The organism is Streptomyces sp. LS-MS-L19, assembly GCF_058382285.1.
On record NZ_JBYCLL010000001.1, the window covers coordinates 6,906,122 to 6,927,699 of the forward strand.

At 70.6% G+C, this 21,578-nt stretch carries 16 protein-coding genes and 2 riboswitches; of the genes, 11 read left to right on the forward strand and 5 right to left on the reverse strand.

Features of this window, described 5'->3' with window-relative positions; all coding sequences use genetic code 11:
• Positions 1 to 19: 19 nt before the first annotated feature.
• Positions 20 to 1,627 carry a PucR family transcriptional regulator gene (locus AC2XR2_RS30975; RefSeq protein WP_449350692.1) on the reverse strand — a complete coding sequence of 536 codons (1,608 nt, stop codon included), beginning with the start codon at positions 1,625 to 1,627 and terminating at the stop codon, positions 20 to 22.
• A 127-nt stretch (positions 1,628 to 1,754) separates the two neighbouring features.
• Here AC2XR2_RS30975 and hisD point away from each other — a divergent pair, with 127 nt between their 5' ends.
• From hisD to AC2XR2_RS31010, 7 genes are all read left to right on the forward strand, one after another.
• Complete coding sequence (hisD, locus tag AC2XR2_RS30980) at positions 1,755 to 3,080, forward strand: histidinol dehydrogenase (protein ID WP_491516853.1); 1,326 nt, start codon at positions 1,755 to 1,757, stop codon at positions 3,078 to 3,080.
• Between the two features lie 104 nt (positions 3,081 to 3,184).
• Positions 3,185 to 4,795 (forward strand): APC family permease, encoded by a 1,611-nt coding sequence (locus AC2XR2_RS30985; protein ID WP_491516854.1) that lies wholly within the window; start codon positions 3,185 to 3,187, stop codon positions 4,793 to 4,795.
• Positions 4,792 to 5,484: a ThuA domain-containing protein gene (locus tag AC2XR2_RS30990; protein WP_449350695.1), complete on the forward strand. Its 693-nt coding sequence runs from the start codon at positions 4,792 to 4,794 to the stop codon at positions 5,482 to 5,484. Before AC2XR2_RS30985 ends, AC2XR2_RS30990 begins: the two co-directional genes overlap by 4 nt.
• Positions 5,485 to 5,507: 23 nt before the next feature.
• Entirely contained in the window at positions 5,508 to 7,295 is a 1,788-nt protein-coding gene (locus AC2XR2_RS30995; RefSeq protein WP_491516855.1) for a thiamine pyrophosphate-binding protein, read from the forward strand.
• Between the two features lie 186 nt (positions 7,296 to 7,481).
• Entirely contained in the window at positions 7,482 to 7,934 is a 453-nt protein-coding gene (locus AC2XR2_RS31000) for a hypothetical protein (protein WP_491516856.1), read from the forward strand.
• Positions 7,935 to 8,002: 68 nt separating this feature from the next.
• On the forward strand, positions 8,003 to 9,667 hold the full coding sequence (locus AC2XR2_RS31005; RefSeq protein WP_491516857.1) for a hypothetical protein: 1,665 nt from the start codon (positions 8,003 to 8,005) through the stop codon (positions 9,665 to 9,667).
• Positions 9,668 to 9,823: 156 nt separating this feature from the next.
• The gene (locus AC2XR2_RS31010) at positions 9,824 to 12,841 is read left to right on the forward strand and encodes a protease pro-enzyme activation domain-containing protein (RefSeq protein ID WP_491516858.1); all 3,018 of its coding nucleotides are present in this window, start codon (positions 9,824 to 9,826) and stop codon (positions 12,839 to 12,841) included.
• Between the two features lie 117 nt (positions 12,842 to 12,958).
• Here the strand turns inward: AC2XR2_RS31010 and AC2XR2_RS31015 are convergent, their stop codons facing one another.
• The 4 genes from AC2XR2_RS31015 to gcvT all read right to left on the reverse strand — a co-directional run bounded on the left by AC2XR2_RS31015 (position 12,959) and on the right by gcvT (position 17,254).
• Complete coding sequence (locus tag AC2XR2_RS31015) at positions 12,959 to 14,326, reverse strand: L-serine ammonia-lyase (protein WP_491516859.1); 1,368 nt, start codon at positions 14,324 to 14,326, stop codon at positions 12,959 to 12,961.
• 56 nt (positions 14,327 to 14,382) lie between these two features.
• Positions 14,383 to 15,648, reverse strand: coding sequence for a serine hydroxymethyltransferase (gene glyA / locus AC2XR2_RS31020; RefSeq protein WP_491516860.1), 1,266 nt, complete (start codon positions 15,646 to 15,648; stop codon positions 14,383 to 14,385).
• 14 nt (positions 15,649 to 15,662) lie between these two features.
• Positions 15,663 to 16,040 (reverse strand): glycine cleavage system protein GcvH, encoded by a 378-nt coding sequence (gene gcvH / locus AC2XR2_RS31025; protein ID WP_007384830.1) that lies wholly within the window; start codon positions 16,038 to 16,040, stop codon positions 15,663 to 15,665.
• Between the two features lie 98 nt (positions 16,041 to 16,138).
• Positions 16,139 to 17,254 carry a glycine cleavage system aminomethyltransferase GcvT gene (gene gcvT, locus AC2XR2_RS31030; protein ID WP_491516861.1) on the reverse strand — a complete coding sequence of 372 codons (1,116 nt, stop codon included), beginning with the start codon at positions 17,252 to 17,254 and terminating at the stop codon, positions 16,139 to 16,141.
• A gap of 44 nt (positions 17,255 to 17,298) precedes the next feature.
• A riboswitch (glycine riboswitch) is annotated at positions 17,299 to 17,400 on the reverse strand.
• Positions 17,401 to 17,497, reverse strand: a riboswitch (glycine riboswitch).
• Positions 17,498 to 17,691: 194 nt separating this feature from the next.
• Here gcvT and AC2XR2_RS31035 point away from each other — a divergent pair.
• From AC2XR2_RS31035 to AC2XR2_RS31050, 4 genes are all read left to right on the forward strand, one after another.
• A complete protein-coding gene (locus tag AC2XR2_RS31035) occupies positions 17,692 to 18,360 on the forward strand; it encodes an AAA family ATPase (protein WP_491516862.1) in 669 nt (222 codons plus the stop codon).
• A gap of 141 nt (positions 18,361 to 18,501) precedes the next feature.
• Positions 18,502 to 19,293, forward strand: coding sequence for an enhanced serine sensitivity protein SseB (locus tag AC2XR2_RS31040; protein ID WP_330264327.1), 792 nt, complete (start codon positions 18,502 to 18,504; stop codon positions 19,291 to 19,293).
• Positions 19,294 to 19,432: 139 nt separating this feature from the next.
• Complete coding sequence (locus AC2XR2_RS31045; protein ID WP_381305051.1) at positions 19,433 to 20,227, forward strand: enhanced serine sensitivity protein SseB C-terminal domain-containing protein; 795 nt, start codon at positions 19,433 to 19,435, stop codon at positions 20,225 to 20,227.
• A 335-nt stretch (positions 20,228 to 20,562) separates the two neighbouring features.
• Entirely contained in the window at positions 20,563 to 21,561 is a 999-nt protein-coding gene (locus AC2XR2_RS31050) for an ABC transporter permease (RefSeq protein WP_330264325.1), read from the forward strand.
• The last annotated feature ends 17 nt before the right edge of the window (positions 21,562 to 21,578 follow it).

A 21,578-nucleotide genomic window follows, 5' to 3' on the forward strand; every position in this document is an offset into this window, starting at 1 on the left:
CGGTCAGGTCCGTCGCACGTCACGTCCGTCGCAGCGTCGGCTTGCGCAGCAGGTCGTGTCCCCGCACGGCCAGTTGCAGCCGCTGCTGGTTGCTGACCTGCGTGAGGTCGAGGCCGAGGATCTCGGAGAGCCTGTCGAGCCGGTGGTAGAGGGTGCGCCGCTGGATGAAGAGCTCCTCCGCCGCCCGCGCCTTGTTGCCACCGCAGTCGAGGAAGGTGCGCAGGGTGGGCAGCAGGGGGTTCTTCACCAGCGCGTCGTGCTCCAGGAGCGGACCGAGCTCGTCCTCGACGTACCGCCTCAGCTCGGGTCCCTCGGAGAGGGCGACGAGGAGACGCAGCGCCCCCAGGTCGTCGAAGTGACGCACTTCCGTGGTCGAGGCAGCCGCCGCGACGGAGGCCGCGCTGCGGCTCTGGCGCAGCGCCAGCGGAAGGGCCGCCGGCTCCACGATCCGGCTGATGCCGGCCCGTACCCCGTGCTCGGCCAGCAGGGTCCGGACCTGGCCGGCGTCGGTGCGTGCGGGCAGGCCCACGACCGCCACGTCGAAGTCCCCGGTGTCGCCCACGACGGCGGGCCAGCCGGCGTCCGCCAGAAGGCGGGCCAGAAGGTGGTCCTTGGTGGGCTCCTCGTCCCCCGCCCACGCCGTGACGACGATCAGGTCCCGCCCCCGCAGGTCCTGACCGAGCGCCAGGCCGAGGATCACGAACCGCTCGCCCGTGATGTCGCCCAGCAGCAGCCGGTTCAGCAGTGCCGTCTGGCGCTGGGAGGCGCGGGCACCGCTCTCCCGCTCGCTCAGCAGCGAGATCGCGACGGCCGCGGCGGCGCGTTCCAGCGTCCGTAGTTCGGGCGGGCTCGGCTGCTGTCCCCCGTGCAGCAGATGGAGCCAGCCCCACGACTCGCCCCGGAGCACCACGGGCTGGCGGGCGCAGGGCGCGACCTCGCGGAACGAGGCCGCCGACGCGGTCGGGACCTCGGGGCCCTGCGCCAGGAGCGAGGGATGGCGTTCGTGGATCGCCCGGGAGTGCGCACTCCACTCGTCCACGACCCGGTCGGCCTCCGGAGTCGCGCCGCCGTACGCCAGCATCTGATGGGCGACGTCCTCCAGCACCACGGGGTGTCCGGTGCGCCGGGCCAGCTCCCTGACCACGCCGACGTAGTCCTCGTCCGCCAGGAGCAGGTCCATGAACGCCTGGCTGGTCGCCTCCTCGGCGATCAGCTGCTTGACGCGCATCCCCACCAGCACCTCGTGGACCTGGGCCGAGGTCTCGACGAAGGGGATCTCGTCGGTGAGCCCCACCAGCGGCAGGCCGACCGCCTCCGCCTCCTCGATCACCGCCTCCGGCATGGCGTCGAACATGCGCCCGGCCAGCTCGACGACGAGGACGGCCGCGTGGGCGTCCGCGAGCCGCCGGATGAAGGCCCGCTGCTCCAGCGGTGTCGCGCCCATGCCGAGGCCCGCCGTCAGCAGCATCTCCTGACCGGTGAGAAAGCGGTGGATGTCCGGGATCTCGCCGGTGTGCACCCAGCGCACGGGGCGATCGAGATTCCGCTCCCCGGCGTACACCCGCACGGTCGTGCGCGTGAACACCTCGAGCTCCAGTGCGGCGCGAACCGTCAGGACTTCAGCCATGAGCCACGACCTCGGTGTGTGCAGGACCAGCGCCCAATATTGCACACGTTGTGCCTGTCGCCCCACCCCCCGTTTCCCCAGACTTCAGGGCAAGCCCGCAGGCACGACCCCGTGCAAGGAGTGCAGAGTGTCAGCCCACCACCAGACCATCAAGGCTCCTGTCGCCGTGCAGACGACGCGGACCAGCCGTCCGGAAATCGTCGAGACCGTCGCGGACGTGATCGCCGACGTACGGGCCAACGGCGATGCCGCCGTACGCCGTTGGTCCCAGAAGTTCGACGACTGGAGCCCGGAGTCCTACCGCCTCGGCCCCGACCGGATCGCCTCCGTCGTCTCCGCCGTCCCCGAGACGGTCCTCGACGACCTCCGGTTCGTCCAGAAGCAGGTCCGGGGCTTCGCGCAGGCACAACGGGACTCCCTCACCGCCTTCGAGGTGGAGACCCTGCCCGGAGTGTTCCTGGGACAGCGCAACCTCCCCATCGGGGCGGCCGGTGCCTATGTGCCCGGCGGCCGCTACCCCCTCACCGCGTCGGCCCACATGACCGTCCTGACGGCCAAGGTCGCCGGCGTCGAACGGGTCGCCGCGACCACCCCGCCGGACCGGGGCGCCCCGCCGCCCGTGAGCATCGCCGCGATGCACCTGGCCGGGGCCGACGAGATCTACGTCATGGGCGGGGTCCAGGCCGTGGCCGCCCTGGCGCTGGGCACCGAGACCATCGAGGCCGTCGACATGCTCGCGGGCCCCGGCAACGCCTACGTGGCGGAGGCCAAGCGCCAGCTGTTCGGCGAGGTCGGGATCGACCTCTTCGCCGGACCGACGGAGGTGCTGATCGTCGCCGACGACACCGCGGACCCCTTCGTGGTGGCCACCGACCTGCTGTCCCAGGCCGAGCACGGCCCCGACTCCCCGGCGGTCCTCATCACGACCTCCGAGGAGGTGGGCCGGCAGACCATCGCCTGGGTGGACAAGCTCCTGCCCGGCCTGCCCACCGGAGACGTCGCCGGCCGTGCCTGGCGTGACCACGGCGAGGTGATCGTGGTCCCCACCCTGGACGCCGCCTACACCCTCGCCGACGAGTACGCGAGCGAACACGTCCAGATCCTCACCGCCAGGCCCCGCGAGGCCCTGCACCGGATGCGCAACTACGGCGCCCTGTTCCTCGGGGACAAGACGTGCGTCGCGTACGGCGACAAGGTCATCGGCACCAACCACGTGCTGCCCACCCTGGGCGCGGCCCGCTACACCGGCGGCCTCTGGGTCGGCAAGTACCTCAAGACCGTGACCTACCAGGAGATCCGGGACCCCGCCTCCAGCGCCCGGCTCGGCGAGATCTGCGGCAGGGCCTCGCGCACCGAGAACTTCGAGGGCCACGCGCGCTCCGGCGACGTCCGCGCCGCGCGCTACGGATCGGCCCCGCTGGACTGGGCCGACCACACCTTCGAGCAGAGCTGATCCGCGATGACGGATCGCGATTTATGCCGGCGCGCCGAAGCGGCCCGGCAGCCGTTCGACAAGGAGCACCTCCCGCACCTCCCCCTAGACCCACGGAGATCGACATGTCAGCCACCGACAACGAGGCGCACTCGGCGCCCGCATCCACCCCCCTGGGCCGATCCGGCGGGGTGCCCGAGCCCGTCTCCTCGGCCGCGGACGCGGAAATGCTCGCCGTACTCGGCTATGAGCAGAAGTTCGACCGCAAGGTCAGCCTGTGGGGGAACTTCGCCCTCGGCTTCGTCTACCTCTCGCCCCTCGTGGGTGTCGTGGCCCTCTTCGCCGTCGGTCTGGCGACTGCCGGCGGGCCGTCCGTCTTCTGGATCGGCATCGTCGGCGCCGGGCAGTTCCTCGTCGCGCTGGTCTTCGGCGAGGTCGTCTCACAGTTCCCGCTCGCGGGCGGCCTGTACCAGTGGGTCAGACGGCTGTGGAACGGGCGCTATGCCTGGTTCAACGCCTGGACGTACATCTGTTGCATCACCATCGGCATCACCAGCACCGCGCTGTTCAGCTCGGACTTCGCGGCCAGCCTCTTCGCCGGAACCGCCGCCGAGCCCGCCATCAGCTCCACTCCCGCCCAGCGCCTGTGGATCGCCGTCGCGGTGACCGTCGTCTGCCTGATCTGCAACTGCTTCGGCACCCGGACCCTGGCCCTGATCTCGAAGATCGGACTCGCCGCCGAACTGATCGGCATCGTCCTCGTGGGCTTCTACCTGCTGATCTTCGAACGGCACAACTCCGTCTCGGTCTTCTTCGAGACCAGCAGCTCCACCCACGACAACTACGTCATGGCCTTCATCGCCGCCTCGCTCGTCGGGCTCTTCCTCTTCTACGGCTTCGAGGCGTGCGGCGAGATCGCCGAAGAGGTCCCCAACCCCTCCCGCAGCATCCCGCGGGCCATGCAGCTGACCGTCGCCGTCGGTGGCGTGGCCGCGCTGTTCGCCTTCGTCGGGTACGCACTCGCGGCGCCGGACCTCGCCTCGATCCTCTCCGGCAAGGACACCAACCCGATCCCCTCGATCCTCCAGAGCTCGGTCGGCACCGTCGGCACCAAGGCCGTCCTCACGGTGATCATGACCTCCTTCATCGCGGGTGTGATGAGCCAGCAGGCCGCCGCGAGCCGGATCGTCTTCTCCTTCGCCCGCGACGACATGTTCCCGGGCTCCCGCGTCTTCTCGCAGATCACCCGCAGGCACCGCATCCCCCTGAACGCGTTGCTGGCCGTGAACGTCCTTCCGCTGCTGCTCTTCGTGTTCGTCTACTACTCGCCGGACTCCCTCACCAAGATCGCGGCGTTCCAGATGCTGGCCGGATACGGGGCCTTCATGATGGTCGTACTGGCCGCCCTGCGGATGCGCCTGAAGGGCTGGCGCCCCGCCGGAGCCTGGACGCTGGGCCGCTGGGGCTTCGCGGTGACCGTGGCGGCCCTGACCTACGGCGTACTCGGCATGGTTCTCCTCGCCTGGCCGACCGGTGACTCCGGAACCCCCTTCGTGGACCGGTGGATCGCACTCATCGGGTTCCTCATCGTCTCGGCCGTGGGTCTGGTGTACCTGTTGACCGCCAAACCGGAGCGCAAGTCCACCGCGCCGGAAGGCGACGCCATCGAGGTGGCCGAGCGTCTGCGCAGCCGCGCCGAAGCCCTTGCCCGTACGACCTCAGGGAGCACCGCATGACCCGCGTTCTGTATCTGTACGGAGGCTGGCCCGGCCACAAGCCCTACCAGGTGGCCGAGGAATGGGCCCTGCCGATCTTCAAGCACCTCGGCTTCGACGTCGACGAGACCAACGACATCTTCTCGCTCGACGCCGACCTCACCGGCTACGACCTCATCGCCCTCAACTGGAACAACGCCCTGCTCTCCGAGGGGCTCACCGCCGCCCAGGAGTCGAACCTGCTGGGCGCGGTGGAGAACGGCACCGGGATCGCCGCCTGGCACGGCGCCGCGGCCGCGTTCCGCACCAGCCTCAAGTACCACTGGCTGATCGGCGGCAGCTTCCTCGAACACCCCGCCGGCGAAGGCGTGAAGTACCCCTACCAGGTCACCGTCACGGACACCGGCCACCCGGTCACCGCCGGCGTGAAGGACTTCCGGGTCGCCTCGGAGCAGTACTACATGTCCGTCGACCCCAACAACCACGTCCTGGCCGAGACCACCTTCACCGGCGAACACCTGCCCTGGCTGGAGGGAAAGACGATCCCTCAGGCATGGACCAGGACCTGGGGCCGGGGCCGCGTCTTCTACAGCGCGGTCGGACACGACCTCGACGACCTCCAGAACCCGGACGTCACCCGCCTGTGCACGCAGGGCTTCGCCTGGGCCGCCCGCACCTTTGCCCACACCTCCGCCCGCACCTCCGCCTGAGCCACCGCCGAAAGGAACCCGACATGCCCGTCCTCACCGGAGGCCAGATCGTCGCGCGGACCCTGCGCAACTACGGGGTCGACGTCGTCGCCGGCATCCCCGGCCACGGCATCTGGTCACTGACCGACGCCTTCCTCGACGACGAGTCCAGGATCCCCTTCATCCAGACCTTCCACGAGCAGAGCGCCGTCCACCTCGCCGACGGCTACTACCGCGTCACCGGCCGCCCGCAGGCCGCGGTGACCTCCATCGGCGCCGGCGCCAGCAACACCGTCATCGGCATGGGCACCGCGTTCACCGACTCCACCAGCGTCCTCGTCGTCACCGGCGGCCCGCCGACCCACATGCGCGGCCACGGACTGCTCCAGGAACTCGACCGCTACACGGCGAACGACTTCCCCAAGGTGGCCGAGGCCGTCAGCAAACGGCACTGGGTCGTCACCCGGGTCGAGGAGCTCCCCTTCGTCCTGCACCGCTGTTTCAACTCCATGCTGACCGGCCGCCCCGGCCCGGTGCACCTCGAAGTCCCCATGGACGTACAGGCCGAGGCCGCGAACGTCGAACTCCACGACCTGGAGCGGCGCATCCCCGTCGGCCGCCAGCACCCCGACCCGGAAGCCGTGGAACGCGCGGTGGACGTGCTGCTCGCGGCGACCCGGCCGGTCATCGTGGTCGGCGGCGGCGCGATCACCTCCGAGGCCTCCGACCAGGTCCTCGCGCTCGCCGAACGGTGGCAGATCCCGGTGGTCACCACCTGGAACGGCAAGAGCGCCTTCCCCGAGGACCACGAGCTGTTCGCCGGCAGCGTCGGCCAGACCGGCACGATGACCGGCAACGCGATCGCGAGCTCCGCCGATGTCGTGATCTCCGTCGGCTGCCGCTTCACCGACTGGTCCGCCTCCAGCTACGCCAAGGGCATCAGCTTCTCCATCCCGCCCGCGAAGCTCATCCACATCGACATCGACCCGCACGAGATCGGCAAGAACTACCCCGCCGAGGTGGGCATCGTCGCCGACGCCCAGCGGGCCGTGGCCGCGATCGTCGACTCCCTGCCCTCCCAGGGCGTCGACCGCTCGGAGTACCTCACCGAACTCGCGAGCCTCAAGCGGGACTGGGAGGAGAAGCTCGCAGGGCGCCGCGACAGCGACCGCTTCCCGTTCACCTCCCAGCGCCCGCTCGGGGCCCTGCGCAACGTGCTCCCGCGCGACGCGATCATCGTCGCGGGCTCGGGCAACACCCAGGGAGCGGTCAAGCAGACCTTCCCGGTCTACTCCCCGCGCACCCACCTCACCTCCGGCGGCTTCTCCTCCATGGGCTGGGCCATCCCGGCGGCCGTCGGTGCCAAGCTTGCCCGACCGGACAGCCCGGTCGTGTGCGTCCTGGGCGACGGCGACTTCCTGATGACCTCCCAGGAGATAGCCCTGAGCGTCACCGCCGGTGCCCCGGTGATCTTCGTGGTCCAGAACAACGCGGGCTACATGTCGATCCGCGGCGGCCAGCGCAAGCAGACCTCGCGCCACATCGGCGTCGAGTTCTCGCACCCCGACGGCTCGCCGTACAGCCCTGACTTCGCGGCCCTGGGCCGCTCCTTCGGGCTGGAGTCGTGGAAGGTCACCGACGCCGCGTCCCTGGAACCGACCCTGCGCAAGGCGGTCCAGTCCGGCGCCCCCGCCCTGGTCGAGGTCCCCACGGACCGCGACGCCGCGGGCCCCTGGGTCCCCGGCTGGTGGGACTTCCCGATCCCGGCGTACATCAAGGACGAGCGCCAGGACGAGTACGACCGCCTCAGGGCCACGGAGCAGCACCTCTGATCCCGCCCGACCCCGACGACCGCCCGTGCAGCCGAGACCCGGCCGCGCGGGCGGCCTCAGCAGTTCCTGCGCCCATGGCTCGAGCCGTTGCGGGTTTGATCGTTTGATCGGTGAATCCTGCCCCTCCCTTTGCCTGTCGGCGATCACCTGGGAGGTACCTTGCGCCAGGACGAAGGCAGGGGGCCGATGGGACAGGGAACACTCCAGGCACGGCGCGCCGCAGGTACGCGGACCGTGCTGGACGTGCTGTTGCGCTGGACATGGATCCGGCGCCGTACGCCCGCGCAGGACATCGAGGACTACGACAACGGCCGGACGCTGCAGGTCGTGGGTTTCACCAAGAACCTCGGCGGTGTGGTGACGCGCTCCATCGGCCAGGGCAGGAGCATCGACCGGCTGCGGCAGGGGTATCTGCGGCTCACCCCCGGACAGGCGCCGGTCTGGAGCGACCGTCGCGGCGACCGCACCGCGACCCTGAACCCGCCGTTCCAGCTGAAGCCCGCGGCCGGAAAGGCGCCGATGGCGCGCAAGTTCGACCGCTATGAACTCGCCACCGCCGACGGGACGTACGACCTGATGGTGCCGAGGACGGACGGGGAACTCCTGCGGCACGTGCTGCGCTCGTCGGAAGCCGGTTGACCTACATCCTCGCCCGCACGGCCACCACCTGTCACGCCGTCATCCACTCGACCTCACGAGGAAACCCCTTGAGACGCAGCACCTTCCGCGCGGCAGCCACGGCGACCGCCCTGTCCGCCACCCTGCTCACGGGCCTTGCTCCCGCCCAGGCGGACGACGCGACCGGCGGCCCCGTCCTGGTCGGCGCGGACGGCTGCCACGGGCCGGGACTGATCTGCGTGACCGCGCACTCCGACAGCCCGCTCACCCACATCACGGCCCACTTCTTCCCGCTGGACGCACCGGCCGACGCACCGGAAGCCGGATCGACCGAGGACTTCACGCAGTACTCCGGACCGGACGCGACGTCAGGCATCTGGCAGGCACCGGTCCACCTGCCCGACCTCGGCGACTACCGGGTGACCGTCGACCTCCAGGACGCCTCCGGCGCCACCCTCACCGGCGCCCTCTCCCCGTACGACCTGGAGTACCGGACCGTCGTCACGATCCCCGACCTGTCCGTCACCCCCAGCGCGCCGGACTACCTCCACCAGCAGGTCTCCGTCAGCGGCACCGCCCTCGCCGAGGACCCCCGCCACCCCGGCACCCGCACGCCCGCCGCCGGCGTACCCGTCCTCATCGACACCTGGCGGGGCCGGCTGACCGCGACCACCGCGGCCGACGGGCGCTTCGACACCACCTTCGTGCCCACGTACACGACCATGTACGTGTCTGCCACGCCCCAGGCGTCCGACGACTACCCGGGCGCGATCGACCTGGAGACGCCCGAGCAGTTCGTGCAGACCGCCCAGGCGCCCGTCCGCTTCACTGCGAGCACTCACGCCCTGAACCTGAAGCAGGGCGCCACCGGCACGGTCACCGGTCGCGCGGAGATCCAGACCAGCGCGGGCTGGCAACCGCTGCCGCACACCCCGATCGGCATCGACGAGGCCGGTACCGGCCACCTGATCGGCGAGACCACCACGGACAGCCAGGGCGCCTACACCCTGCACGTCCCGTCGGACGGCCCGGCGCCGAACGCCGAGATCTACGCGGCCAACGCCGACCTGCCCTTCCAGCAGCAGGCGACCGAACCCTTCAGCCTCCACGTCGCCTACACCACGCACATCGGCGTGAGCGCAAGCCTCAACGACGACTCGTCCCTCGCGGCCGCCGGCTACGTCTACTTCGAGGATCCCCGCGCGAAGTGGCCCGCCAAGCCCACCGTCACCCTCCAGTACTCCCAGGACGGCAAGAGCGGCTGGAAGAACGCCGCCACCCTGCCCCTCAAGATCCGCTACAACAAGCCCCAGTTCGAGGAGACGTTCGCCCGCACCTTCACCACCCCGGACAGCACCGCGTACTGGCGCGCCCGCTTCAACGGCAACCCGGACCTGGCGACCAGCACCACCAAACCCGTCCACCTCTACCGCTACGCCACCCGCGTCACCGGTTTCCACGCCACCCCGGACCCGGTCCGCAAGGGCCGGCCGATCCGTTTCGCGGGCACGTTGCAGTACAGGAACGGCACCACCTGGAAGCCGCTCTCCGGCGCGGCACCGTCCCTCTACTTCCGCCCCCGCGGCTCCACCACGTACCACTACGTCACCGACCTCGCTTCCGACCGGCACGGCCACCTCGTCGGCATGGTGACCGCCGGACGCGACGGCACCTGGGCCCTCGCCCTCAGCCGCCAGACCGGAGACCACTACCTGAGAAGCCCCCGGGTCACCGACTACGTCGACGTCCGCTGAACTCCCGCCGGGGGTCGCCACGACGGCGTAAAGATCCGCTCATGGTTCCTTGGCGAACAGAGACTCCAACTGTCGTGTCCTGATAGGAAATGCACACTTCGACCATCGTCCCCACCACGGGTGTGACGATGTGTCAGTTCCCTAGGAGAATTCCGCATGGCCAAGAGGGCCCACGCCGCGCCGGGACGTCCCGAGCACGCGGCGGTCAAGACCGGCAGACGGCCGAGAGTGATCACGGCGGCGTCCACCGCCGCCGTCGCTCTGCTCGTCCTCACCGCGACCGCCCAGGGCGCGGTCGCCCAGGGGGGAACGGCCGGATCGAACCCACCGAAGCGAATAGGGGCGGCACCGCGTGTCCCGGCGGGTGCGACGGTCACCGGCACGACCGCGTCGGGAACCCGGCTGCACCTCAGCGTGAACCTGGCCCCGCGTGACCCGCGGTCGCTCGCGGACTTCGTCACCGCGGTGTCCACACCGGGGAACGCCCAGTACCACCACTACCTCGCCAAGGGGCAGTTCGCCTCGGTCTTCGGTCCTACGCAGGCCACCGTCGCGGGAGTCTCCCGGGCGTTGAAGGCGGCCGGTCTGACTCCCGGCAAGGTGAGCCCGGACGGCCTGTCCATCCCGGTCACCGCCACCGCCGCGCAGGCGTCCCACGCCTTCGGCACCGGCTTCCGCGACGTCCGCCTCAAGGACGGCACCACCGACTACCTCAACACCTCGGCCCCCGCGCTGCCCGCGAACGTGGCGTCCTCGGTGACCGGGATCGTCGGCCTCAGCAGCATCAACACCATCAGCAGCCACCACTCCGCGGTGCGTCGCACCAGCAGGCACACCTCCGCCACCGCCTCGGCCGTCTCCGGACGCGGTGCGGGCGCGGCGACCGCCGACGGGTACACCCCGGCACTCTGCGCCGACTTCACCGGCTCGGGCCTGACCGACGGCACCGACTACTACAGCCCCGGCAAGCTGGCCGGCGCCTACGGGATGACCAGCTCCGCCACCGCCGGTGCGGGGCAGACCGTGGCCGTGTTCGAGCTGGAGAACGTCGACGCCGCCAGCATCGCCGCCTACCAGTCCTGCATCGGCACCAACACCCCGGTGTCCCGTGTGTACGTCGACACGACGTCGGGTGCCGGTGCGCCGGCCACCGACGGATCGGACGGCGTGGAGTCGGCGCTCGACATCGAGGACCTGATCGGTCTGGTGCCCGGCGCGAGCGTCATCGACTACCAGGGCCCGGACGCCGAGTCCGCGACCGACCAGAACGTGCTCGACGTCTACCAGCGGATGGTCACCGACGACCAGGCGCAGGTCATCTCCACCAGCTGGGGTGAGTGCGAGGCGGTCGAGAGCAGCGCGACCGCGAACGCCGAGAACACCGTCTTCGCGGAGGCCGCCGCCCAGGGGCAGAGCGTGGTCGCCGCCTCGGGCGACGACGGCTCCAGCGACTGCTACCGGGCGACCGGCTCCACGGCCAAGGCCGTCGACGACCCCGCCAGCCAGCCCTACGTCACCGGGGTCGGCGGCACCACGATGACCACCTCGGGCAGCACCAGCACCCAGACGACCTGGGGCAACGCCGACGGCGGCACCGGCGGCGGGGTCTCCGCACGCTGGGCGCCCGTCGTCTACCAGGGCGGTGTCGCCACCACCGCCAAGCGGGCCGTCCCGGACGTCTCCGCCCTGGCGGACCCGGCCGACGGGTACCCGGTCTACTTCCAGGACGACAGCGAATCCTCCAGCCCTGTGCCCGGCATCGTCGGCGGCACCAGTGCCGCGGCCCCGACCTGGGCCGCCGCGGTCGTCCAGGCCAACGCCGGCACGGCCTGCCAGGCCAACGGGCGGGTCGGCTTCCTCAACAACGCCCTCTACCGGGCCGCGCGCGGCAGCTACCCGACGGACTTCTGGGACGTCACCAGCGGCAACAACTCCGTCTACGCCACCGGCTACACGGCCACGGCCGGCTACGACGAGGTGACCGGCCTGGGCTCACCGAGGGAGGCCGGCCTGACCTCCGCCCTGTGCCCGGCCCAGGGCAGCGCGGCCACCGGCGCCTCCACCTTCCACGCGCTCAGCAGCCCCAAGCGCCTGCTGGACACCCGCAACGGCACCGGCTGGGGCCTCAGTTCCCTTCCGAGCACCAAGCCCCTGGTCGCGGGCGGCACCGCCCCGGTCAAGGTCGAGGGCGCCGGGGGCATCCCCAGCAGCGGCGTGACCGCCGTCGTGCTCAACCTGACGGTCACCGGCACCACCGGCTCGGGTTCGCTGATCGCCTGGGCCGACGGCACCAGCAAGCCGTCGACCAGCAACCTCAACTGGACCGGCGCGAGCCAGACCATCGCCGCGTCGGCGACCGTGAAGGTGGCCGCCGACGGGGTCGTGGACCTCTACACGAGCAGCACCACCCACCTGATCGCCGACGTCCAGGGCTACTGGACCAGCGGCACCACCGGCTCCAAGTACACGGCCCTGACCCCGGCCCGTCTGCTGGACACCCGTTCCAAGGTCGGCATCTCCACCACCAGCAAGATCACCAACGCGGTGATCAGCCTCAAGGTCCGCGGCCATGGCGGCGTACCGACCGGCGCCACCTCGGTGGTCCTCAACCTGACGGCCACCCAGACCGTCGGCGGGGGATACCTGGAGGCCTACCCCGAAGGCGCCACCCGCCCGACCGCGTCCAACGTCAACTGGTCCGCCACCGGCACCACCATCCCCAACCTGGTGACCGTGCCGATCGGCAGCGACGGCAACGTCAGCATCTACGTGCACGGCACCAGCCACGTGATCGCCGACGTCTCCGGCTACTTCTCCACCAGCGGCGCGACCTTCCAGACGGTCACCCCGCTGCGCCTGCTGGACACGCGCCAGACGACGGCGCTGGGCTCCGGCAAGACGCTGGCCGTGCAGATCTCGGGCCGCGACGCCATCCCGTCCACCGGCGTCAAGGCCGTGGTCCTGACCGTCACCGTCACCGGCACCACCGGCAGCGGCTACCTCACCGCCTGGGCCGACGGCGGCAGCCGTCCGACGGCCTCCAACCTGAACTGGGCCCAGGGCAGGACGATCGCCAACCAGGTGATCGTGCCCGTCGGCTCGGACGGCAAGGTGGACTTCTACACGAACAGCACCACCAACGTGCTCGCGGACGTGGCCGGCTACATCAGCTGACCCGACCGACAACCCGACCACGATGCCCCGCCGGCCTGGACCGGCGGGGCATCGTAGCGAACAGGTCCTGGGACACCTGCACCACCGTGAACGCAGGGGCTGCCCGAACCCCGCCCCTCAGCACTCGATGATGTTCACCGCCAGCCCCCCGCGCGCAGTCTCCTTGTACTTCACGCTCATGTCCGCCCCCGTGTCCTTCATGGTCTTGATGACCTTGTCGAGGGACACCTTGTGGGAGCCGTCCCCCCGCAGGGCCATCCTCGCCGCTGTGACCGCCTTCACCGCGGCCATGCCGTTGCGTTCGATGCAGGGGATCTGGACCAGTCCGCCGACCGGGTCGCAGGTCAGGCCCAGGTTGTGCTCCATGCCGATCTCGGCCGCGTTCTCGACCTGTTCGGGGGAGCCGCCCAGGACCTCGGCCAGCGCGCCCGCGGCCATCGAGCAGGCGGAGCCGACCTCGCCCTGGCAGCCCACCTCCGCGCCGGAGATGGACGCGTTCTCCTTGAAGAGCATGCCGATGGCGCCGGCCGCGAGGAGGAAGCGGACCACGCCGTCCTCGTCCGCGCCGGGCACGAAGTTCATGTAGTAGTGCAGGACCGCGGGGATGATGCCGGCCGCGCCGTTCGTCGGGGCGGTCACCACCCGGCCGCCGGCCGCGTTCTCCTCGTTGACCGCCATCGCGTACAGCGTGATCCACTCCATGGAGTGGGCCAACGCGTCGCCCTCCGCCCGCAGTTGACGAGCCGTCATGGCGGCCCGCCGCCGCACCCGCAGACCGCCCGGCAGGATGCCCTCCTGGGACATGCCCCGGGACACACAGGCCCGCATGACGCGCCAGATCTCAAGGAGCCCGGCCCGGATCTCGTCCTCCGTGCGCCAGGCGCGCTCGTTCTCCAGCATGAGCGAGGAGATCGACAGGCCGGTCTCCTTGGTCAGGCGCAGCAGCTCGTCACCCGTGCGGAAGGGGTACTTCAGCACCGTGTCGTCGAGCTTGATGCGGTCCTCGCCGACCGCGTCCTCGTCCACGACGAAGCCGCCGCCCACCGAGTAGTACGTCTTCGACAGGAGCTCGGCCCCCGAGGCGTCGTACGCCCACACCGTCATGCCGTTCGCGTGGTACGGGAGCGCCTTGCGCCGGTGCAGCACCAGGTCGTCGTCGAAGGAGAAGGCGATCTCGTGCTCGGCGAGCAGCTTCAGCAGGCCCTCGGACCGGATCTCGGCCACCCTGTCGTCCGCCGTCGCCACGTCGACCGTACGAGGAGACGCCCCCTCCAGTCCCAGCAGCACCGCCTTCGGGGTGCCGTGCCCGTGGCCGGTCGCGCCCAGGGAGCCGTACAGCTCGCAGCGGACGGAGGCGACCGACGGCAGCAGGTCCTCGTTGCGCAGGCGGCGGGCGAACATACGGGCCGCGCGCATCGGGCCGACCGTGTGGGAGCTCGACGGGCCTATGCCGATCGAGAACAGGTCGAAGACCGAGATGGCCACGGGAACTCCTTCACAAAGGGCGGGGGCACACGTCGTCGGGTGCCCCCGCCGGGGAACTACTTGTTGAGGCCGGGGTACAGCGGGTGCTTGTCGGCCAGGGCCTTGACCCGGGCCTTCAGGGCGTCTGCGTCGTACGACGGCTTCAGCGCCGCAGCGATCACGTCCGCGACCTCGGCGAAGTCCTCGGCCGTGAAGCCGCGGGTGGCCAGGGCGGGCGTGCCGATCCGGAGGCCCGACGTGACCATCGGCGGGCGCGGGTCGTTCGGGACGGCGTTGCGGTTGACCGTGATACCGACCTCGTGGAGACGGTCCTCGGCCTGCTTGCCGTCCAGCTCGGACTCGCGCAGGTCGACGAGGATGAGGTGCACGTCGGTGCCGCCGGAGAGCACGTTGACCCCGGCCTCCCGGGCGTCGTCGGCCGTCAGACGCTCGGCGAGGATGCGCGCACCCTCCACCGTACGCCGCTGGCGCTCCTTGAACTCCTCCGAGGCCGCGACCTTGAAGGACACCGCCTTCGCCGCGATCACATGCTCCAGGGGACCGCCCTGGAAGCCCGGGAAGACGGACGAGTTCAGCTTCTTCGCGAAGGCCTGCTTGGCGAGGATGATCCCGCCGCGCGGTCCGCCCAGCGTCTTGTGGGTGGTGGAGGTGACCACGTCCGCGTGCTCGACCGGGTTCGGGTGCAGCCCCGCCGCGACCAGACCCGCGAAGTGGGCCATGTCGACCCACAGGTACGCCTCGACCTCGTCGGCGATCCGGCGGAACTCCGCGAAGTCCAGCTGGCGCGGGTACGCCGACCACCCGGCGATGATCACCTTCGGGCGGTGTTCGCGCGCCAGCTTCTCCAGCTCGGCCATGTCGACCAGACCGGTGGCCGGGTCCACGTGGTACGCGACCACGTCGAACTGCTTGCCGGAGAAGTTCAGCCGCATCCCGTGGGTCAGGTGACCGCCGTGCGCCAGGTCCAGGCCCAGGATGGTGTCGCCGGGCTGGGCCAGCGCGAACAGCGCGGCCTGGTTCGCGGAGGCACCGGAGTGGGGCTGCACGTTGGCGTACTCGGCGCCGAACAGCTCCTTGAGCCGGTCGATCGCGATCTGCTCGGCCACGTCGACGTGCTCGCAGCCGCCGTAGTAGCGGCGGCCCGGGTAGCCCTCGGCGTACTTGTTGGTGAGGACCGAGCCCTGCGCCTCCATGACCGCGAGCGGAGCGAAGTTCTCCGAGGCGATCATCTCGAGGGTGGACTGCTGACGGTCCAGCTCGGCGTCGACCGCGGCGGCGATCTCCGGGTCGAGCTCGTGCAGGGGGGTGTTCAGTGCGGACATCAGGTGCGGACTCCTCAGCCGGCGGAAAAGGCGGTGTACTCGTCGGCGGAGAGCAGGTCGGCCGGCTCCTCCGCGACGCGTACCTTGAACAGCCAGCCGCCCTCGAAGGGGGCGGAGTTCACCAGCGCCGGGTCGCTGACGACGTCCTCGTTGACCTCGGTGACCTCACCGGAGACGGGGGAGTACAGGTCGGAGACCGACTTGGTCGACTCCAGCTCGCCGCAGGTCTCGCCCGCGGTCACCGTGTCACCGACCTCGGGGAGCTGGACGAAGACGACATCGCCGAGCGCGTTGGCCGCGTGCTCCGTGATGCCGACCGTCGAGACGCCGTCCTCGGCGCCCGACAGCCACTCGTGCTCCTTGCTGTAACGCAGCTGCTGGGGGTTGCTCATGGCCTGAATTCTCCTGTACGCGGGAAAGTGCTGATGAAGGGGGGACTGCGGAAGGCGTGCGTGAGCAGCGACTGTGCGCTCAGCATCGCCTACGGCGGCTACTTCTGGCGCTTGTAGAACGGCAGCGCCACGACCTCGTACGGCTCGTGGCTGCCCCGGATGTCCACCGCGACACCCGTCGTGCCCGGCGCGGCGTACATGGCGTCGACGTAGGCCATCGCGATCGGCTTGCCCAGCGTGGGGGAGGGCGCCCCGGAGGTGACCTCGCCGATCACCTTGCCCTCGGCGACGACGGCGTACCCGGCGCGGGGGACCCGGCGGCCCTCGGCGATCAGGCCGACCAGGACGGGCGGCTCGTGGTTCGCGTTCTCCGCGGCCTCACGCAGGGCCGCGCGGCCCACGAAGTCGCCCTCCTTGTCGAACTTCACCACCCGTCCGAGGCCCGCGTCGAAGGGGGTCAGCTCGCGGGACAGCTCGTGCCCGTAGAGCGGCATGCCCGCCTCCAGGCGCAGCGTGTCCCGGCAGGACAGCCCGCAGGGGACGAGTCCGACGCCCTCGCCCGCCTTGGTCAGCGCCTGCCACAGCGTCTCCGCGTCGGACGGCGCCACGAACAGCTCGAAGCCGTCCTCCCCGGTGTAGCCGGTGCGCGCGATCAGCGCCGGCACCCCGGCGACCGTGCCCGGCAGACCGGCGTAGTACTTGAGCCCGTCCAGGTCGGCGTCGGTCAGCGACGCGAGGATCCCGGGGGACTCCGGCCCCTGTACGGCGATCAGGGCGTAGGCGTCCCGGTCGTCCCGCACCTCGGCGTCGAAGCCGGCCGCGCGCTCGGTCAGCGCGTCCAGGACGACCTGGGCGTTGGAGGCGTTGGCGACGACCATGTACTCGGTGTCGGCGAGGCGGTAGACGATCAGGTCGTCCAGGATGCCGCCGTCTTCCTGGCAGATCATGGTGTAGCGGGCCCGGCCGATACCGACCGAGGCGATGTTGCCGACGAGGGCGTGGTTCAGCAGTCCGGCGGCCTGGGGACCGGTCACGGTGATCTCGCCCATGTGGGAGAGGTCGAACAGCCCGGCCTTCGTGCGCACCGCGTTGTGCTCGTCGCGCTCGGAGCCGTAGCGCAGGGGCATGTCCCAGCCGGCGAAGTCGGTCATCGTGGCACCGAGGGAGCGGTGCAGGGCGTCGAGCGCGGTGTGCCGGGGCGCAGAACTGGTCATAGAGCGGTCGTCTCCAGAATCCAAGGCATGACGGGCGAGGTCGTTCCTCCCCATCTGTCATCGGAACCTGAGAGGTTCGCCATGAAGGACATGGCTTGCACCGTGGGTGGGGCCACCGGCGTCGGCGGCCCGCTTTTCAGATGTGCCTCGCCCGCGCGGTAACGGGGCCTGAGAGATTCAAGGGAGGGACTTGCTCCTTCGGCGCCCGGGTACATGTACCCGGGACTCTCCCGCGCGGATTCAAACGGCCGGTATGCAGTTGGCGCGGACATCATTGCACGCATCGGAGGCCGACGGCAGGGCCGCACCCGGCGCACCCTCCCGGTCCCCTTCTGTAACCGGCTTGTGGCGGTACGCGTACAGAAACGCGAGAGATCATCCATTACCTTCTCTTTACGCTCGGTGGGGAGGGGAAGCCCTGAACCCGGAGGAGGACGATGACGGTGAACAGGACCACCGCGTACGCGACGACCTCGGGCATCGCGCTGCCCAAGCAGCCCGCGGCCCCGGCCGTCGAGGCCCGCGGCGCCCACCCGGTCGTCCGTGACCTGCGCGACCGCGCGGGCCACGGCCCGCACGCCCTGCTCTTCGGTCCCGAGGACCTCGTCGTCATCACCGGCCTGCCCGGCAGCGGCAAGTCCACCCTGATGAAGCGGGCGGTCACGGGGACCCGGATCGACTCCCAGGACACCCGGGACCGCTGGGACGGCCGGCTGTCCCGCTTCCTGCCGTACGCCGTCTACCGCCCCCTGGTCCGGCTCGCGCACTACGCCGGACTGCGCCGCGCCCTGCGCTCCGGCGGGGGAGTGGTGGTGCACGACTGCGGCACCCAGACCTGGGTGCGCGGCTGGCTGGCCCGCGAGGCCCGGCGCCGCGGCGGCACCCTGCACCTGCTGCTCCTCGACGTCACGGCGGACACCGCGCTGGAAGGCCAGCGCGAGCGCGGCCGGGGCGTCTCGCGGTACGCCTTCCTGCGGCACCGGGGCGCGGCCGCCCGGCTGATCCGCTCCGTGGAGCGCGGCGACCTGCCCCCGGGCTGCGGCTCGGCGGTGCTGATCGACCGGGACGCGGCGGACGTACTACGGCGGATCGACTTCACGGGCTGAGCCATACGCCTCGCGGCGGCTCGGCTGCTGAGGCTGAGCCACATGCCCCGCAGGCGATCCGCTTCACGGGCTGAGCCACACACCGTCCGCACCCGCTAGCCTTTCAGCCACATCAGCGGTTCACAGCAGGCGGTCAGACAGATGGACTTCCCGGCGGATCTTCCCGCGGACTTCCCGGCACAGTCGGCACACCCCCACCCGCACGGCGGGTGGCCCGGCAACGAGCTGGAGGAGGTGCTCTCGGCCTCCCTCGGCATGCCCTCGGCGGGCGGCCGGATCATCGAGGTGCTGGGCCGCAGCTTCGTCTGGGTCCCGCTGCCCAACGGCGGCGGCCCGCACAGCGGCCCCCTCGACCTGCCCACGCTGGAGCTCGGGGGCCAGGCGTTCGTCCCGGTCTTCAGCTCCGAGGAGCAGTTCCGCCAGGTCGTCGGCTCGCACCTGTCGTACACCATCGCCCCCGCGGTGGAGTTCGCCCGCGGTCTGCCCCCGCACGTGGGCATCGCCGTGAACCCCGACGGCGTGGTCGGCGTCCCGCTCCCGCCCGCCGCGGTGGCCGACCTCTGCCGCGTCGGCCGCACCCCGCTGGACGGCCCCAACACCGGCGGCCGCGTCAAGCTCTACGAGCCCGACTGGCAGGACGACCCGGTCGATTTCCTCGCGGCCGCGTCCGCGGAGTTCGCGGCGACCGGCGTGGTCCTCACCGCCCGCCGCTGCCTGGCCGCCATCGAGACGTCCGACCCGGTCATGTTCGTCGGCGTCGAACTCTCCCAGTGGGAGGGCGACCTGCGCACCCTCCCGATGGACGCCCTCGGCCGGGCGCTGGGCACGACCCCGGTGAAGTGGCCCGTCAACCTGGTCCTGTTGGACGTGGCGGACGACCCGGTGGGCCACTGGATGCGAGGACAGGTACGGCCCTTCTACACCCAGGGCTAGTCGAACCCGCTCAGGGGCGCGGGGAACTGCGCGACCAGCCACGGACAACGCGCACCCGCCGACGACGCACAGGTCCCCACCCGGTAGGCGCTTAAGCTGGTTTCATACTCGGGGAACTTTCAAGAAGGGGCGATACGACGTGAGCGCCAGCGGCACCGCGACCGGCTCGGTCGAGCACATGCTGCGCCAGGTGACCCCCGGGCGCTACGACGCCTACGAGGCACTGCTGCGCGCCCTCGCGACCCCGACCGCCGGCCAGATCTGGATGCTGCTGTGGCACGGCCAGTCCGGCTCCCCGGACGCCCAGTACGGAAACATGGAGGTCGACGGCCACGGTTACGCCCCCTGCGTGACCTCGGCCCAGGAGCTCTCCGCGAGCGGCTGGAACCGTTCCTACGAGGTCGTCGACGGCATCGACGTCGCCCGCACCCTCTACCCCGACCACTACGGTCTCTGGCTGAACCCGCACGCCCCCGGCGGTGGCGTCGGCATCCCCTGGCTCGACCTGCGCCGCATCGCCACCGGCCTGGAGCGCCAGCCCGCGGGCCCGCTCCGGCTCTCGGAGCCCGGTATCGAGGTCCCGCAGTTCTACGCCCTGCTCGTGCAGAACGCCCACCGCACCCCGGCGGTCCGCTCGCTGCGCCGCGCCTGGGTGCAGCCGGCGCTGGGGGCGCCGTATCTGGCCATCGGCCTGGATGTGTACGACACCAGCCCGTCGGCCGTGGACTCGGTGCGCGCGATGATGCAGCAGTCCATCGGCGCGGTCCCGGAGGGGCTGCCGGTGTCGACCGTGGCGATGTCCGACGAGTACGACCCGGTGGCGCTGTGGATGCGCGCGGGGGCCCGGCCCTTCTACGACCGTGAGGCGCACGGCGCTCCCGTCCAGGCCCCGGCGGCGGGGTACGGCTACCCGCCGGCCCGTGGCGGTTACTGAGAGTCAAAGCAACCCGTTCGGCTCGTTTACGTAACAGCCACATTTCTTCGCGCGTAGATAGCGGCGGATCATCACCGATGTCGCTTATTGTGCCGTTCTGTCCCAACTGGCATGCGTCCGGGAGGCGTTACCCGTTGTTCGGATAACGGAATCCCTCGTACTGCATCACGGTTACGCATACTTTCCTCGCCAGGCCTGGCGGGTGATCGCAGCGAAGCTGAAGACTCCCCAGGCAGACGCAGGATCAGATGTTCCTGTGAGCTGAGCAAGTCGACAAAGCCGTAATCCACGGCAGGTGTAGGCCGGTCACCACCGGCGAGAGGGGTCGGGTCACTGTGACCGCACCGATCGAGACCACCGGGGCGCAGGCCGAGGCGCAGCCTGAGGCTGTCCTCGCCGGGGCCGGCAAGGGGCAGATCGAGGGCCGTTCCCTGGGGCAGATCGCCTGGTCCCGTTTCAAGAGGGACAAGGTGGCGGTCGCCGGTGGCGTGATCGTCATCCTGCTGATCCTGGTCGCGGTGCTGTCCCGTCCCATCCAGGCCCTCTTCGGGCTGGACCCGAACGCCCTGCACCAGGATCTGATCGACCCCAACACCTCGCTGCCCAAGGGCGACTGGGGCGGCATGAGCTGGGACCACCCGCTCGGCGTCGAGCCGAAGTTCGGCCGCGACATCGCCACCCGCATCCTCGAGGGCTCCTGGGTCTCCCTGGTCGTGGCCTTCGGTGCCACGATCCTGTCCAACACGATCGGCGCGGTCCTCGGCGTGGTCGCCGGGTACTACGGCGGCCGGGTCGACACGATCATCAGCCGGCTGATGGACACCTTCCTGGCGTTCCCGCTGCTGCTGTTCGCCATCGCCATCTCGGCCACCCTGCAGGGCGGTGCCTTCGGCCTCGAGGGCCTGCCGCTGCACATCAGCGTGCTGATCTTCATCATCGGCTTCTTCAACTGGCCCTATCTGGGCCGCATCGTGCGCGGCCAGACGCTGGCCCTGCGCGAGCGGGAGTTCGTCGACGCGTCCCGGGGGATGGGGGCCAAGGGGCCCTACATCCTCTTCCGGGAGCTGCTGCCGAACCTCGTCGGCCCGATCATCGTCTACTCGACGCTGCTCATCCCGACCAACATCCTCTTCGAGGCGTCCCTCAGTTTCCTCGGCGTCGGCATCCAGCCTCCGCAGGCGTCCTGGGGCGGCATGATCAACCAGGCGGTCGACTACTACCAGGTCGACCCCCAGTTCATGATCGTGCCTGGTCTGGCCATCTTCGTGACCGTCCTGGCGTTCAACCTGCTCGGCGACGGTCTCCGCGACGCTCTCGACCCGCGCAGCCGCTGACCCGCGGCCGCGGTGAG

Excerpts from the sequence above, each read along its gene's own strand:
- AC2XR2_RS30975 (WP_449350692.1), bottom strand. The coding sequence starts at position 1,627 with ATGGCTGAAGTCCTGACGGTTCGCGCCGCACTGGAGCTCGAGGTGTTC.
- AC2XR2_RS30985 (WP_491516854.1), top strand. The coding sequence starts at position 3,185 with ATGTCAGCCACCGACAACGAGGCGCACTCGGCGCCCGCATCCACCCCC.
- AC2XR2_RS30990 (WP_449350695.1), top strand. The coding sequence starts at position 4,792 with ATGACCCGCGTTCTGTATCTGTACGGAGGCTGGCCCGGCCACAAGCCC.
- AC2XR2_RS30995 (WP_491516855.1), top strand. The coding sequence starts at position 5,508 with ATGCCCGTCCTCACCGGAGGCCAGATCGTCGCGCGGACCCTGCGCAAC.
- AC2XR2_RS31000 (WP_491516856.1), top strand. The coding sequence starts at position 7,482 with ATGGGACAGGGAACACTCCAGGCACGGCGCGCCGCAGGTACGCGGACC.
- AC2XR2_RS31010 (WP_491516858.1), top strand. The coding sequence starts at position 9,824 with ATGGCCAAGAGGGCCCACGCCGCGCCGGGACGTCCCGAGCACGCGGCG.
- glyA (WP_491516860.1), bottom strand. The coding sequence starts at position 15,648 with ATGTCCGCACTGAACACCCCCCTGCACGAGCTCGACCCGGAGATCGCC.
- gcvH (WP_007384830.1), bottom strand. The coding sequence starts at position 16,040 with ATGAGCAACCCCCAGCAGCTGCGTTACAGCAAGGAGCACGAGTGGCTG.
- gcvT (WP_491516861.1), bottom strand. The coding sequence starts at position 17,254 with ATGACCAGTTCTGCGCCCCGGCACACCGCGCTCGACGCCCTGCACCGC.
- AC2XR2_RS31035 (WP_491516862.1), top strand. The coding sequence starts at position 17,692 with ATGACGGTGAACAGGACCACCGCGTACGCGACGACCTCGGGCATCGCG.
- AC2XR2_RS31040 (WP_330264327.1), top strand. The coding sequence starts at position 18,502 with ATGGACTTCCCGGCGGATCTTCCCGCGGACTTCCCGGCACAGTCGGCA.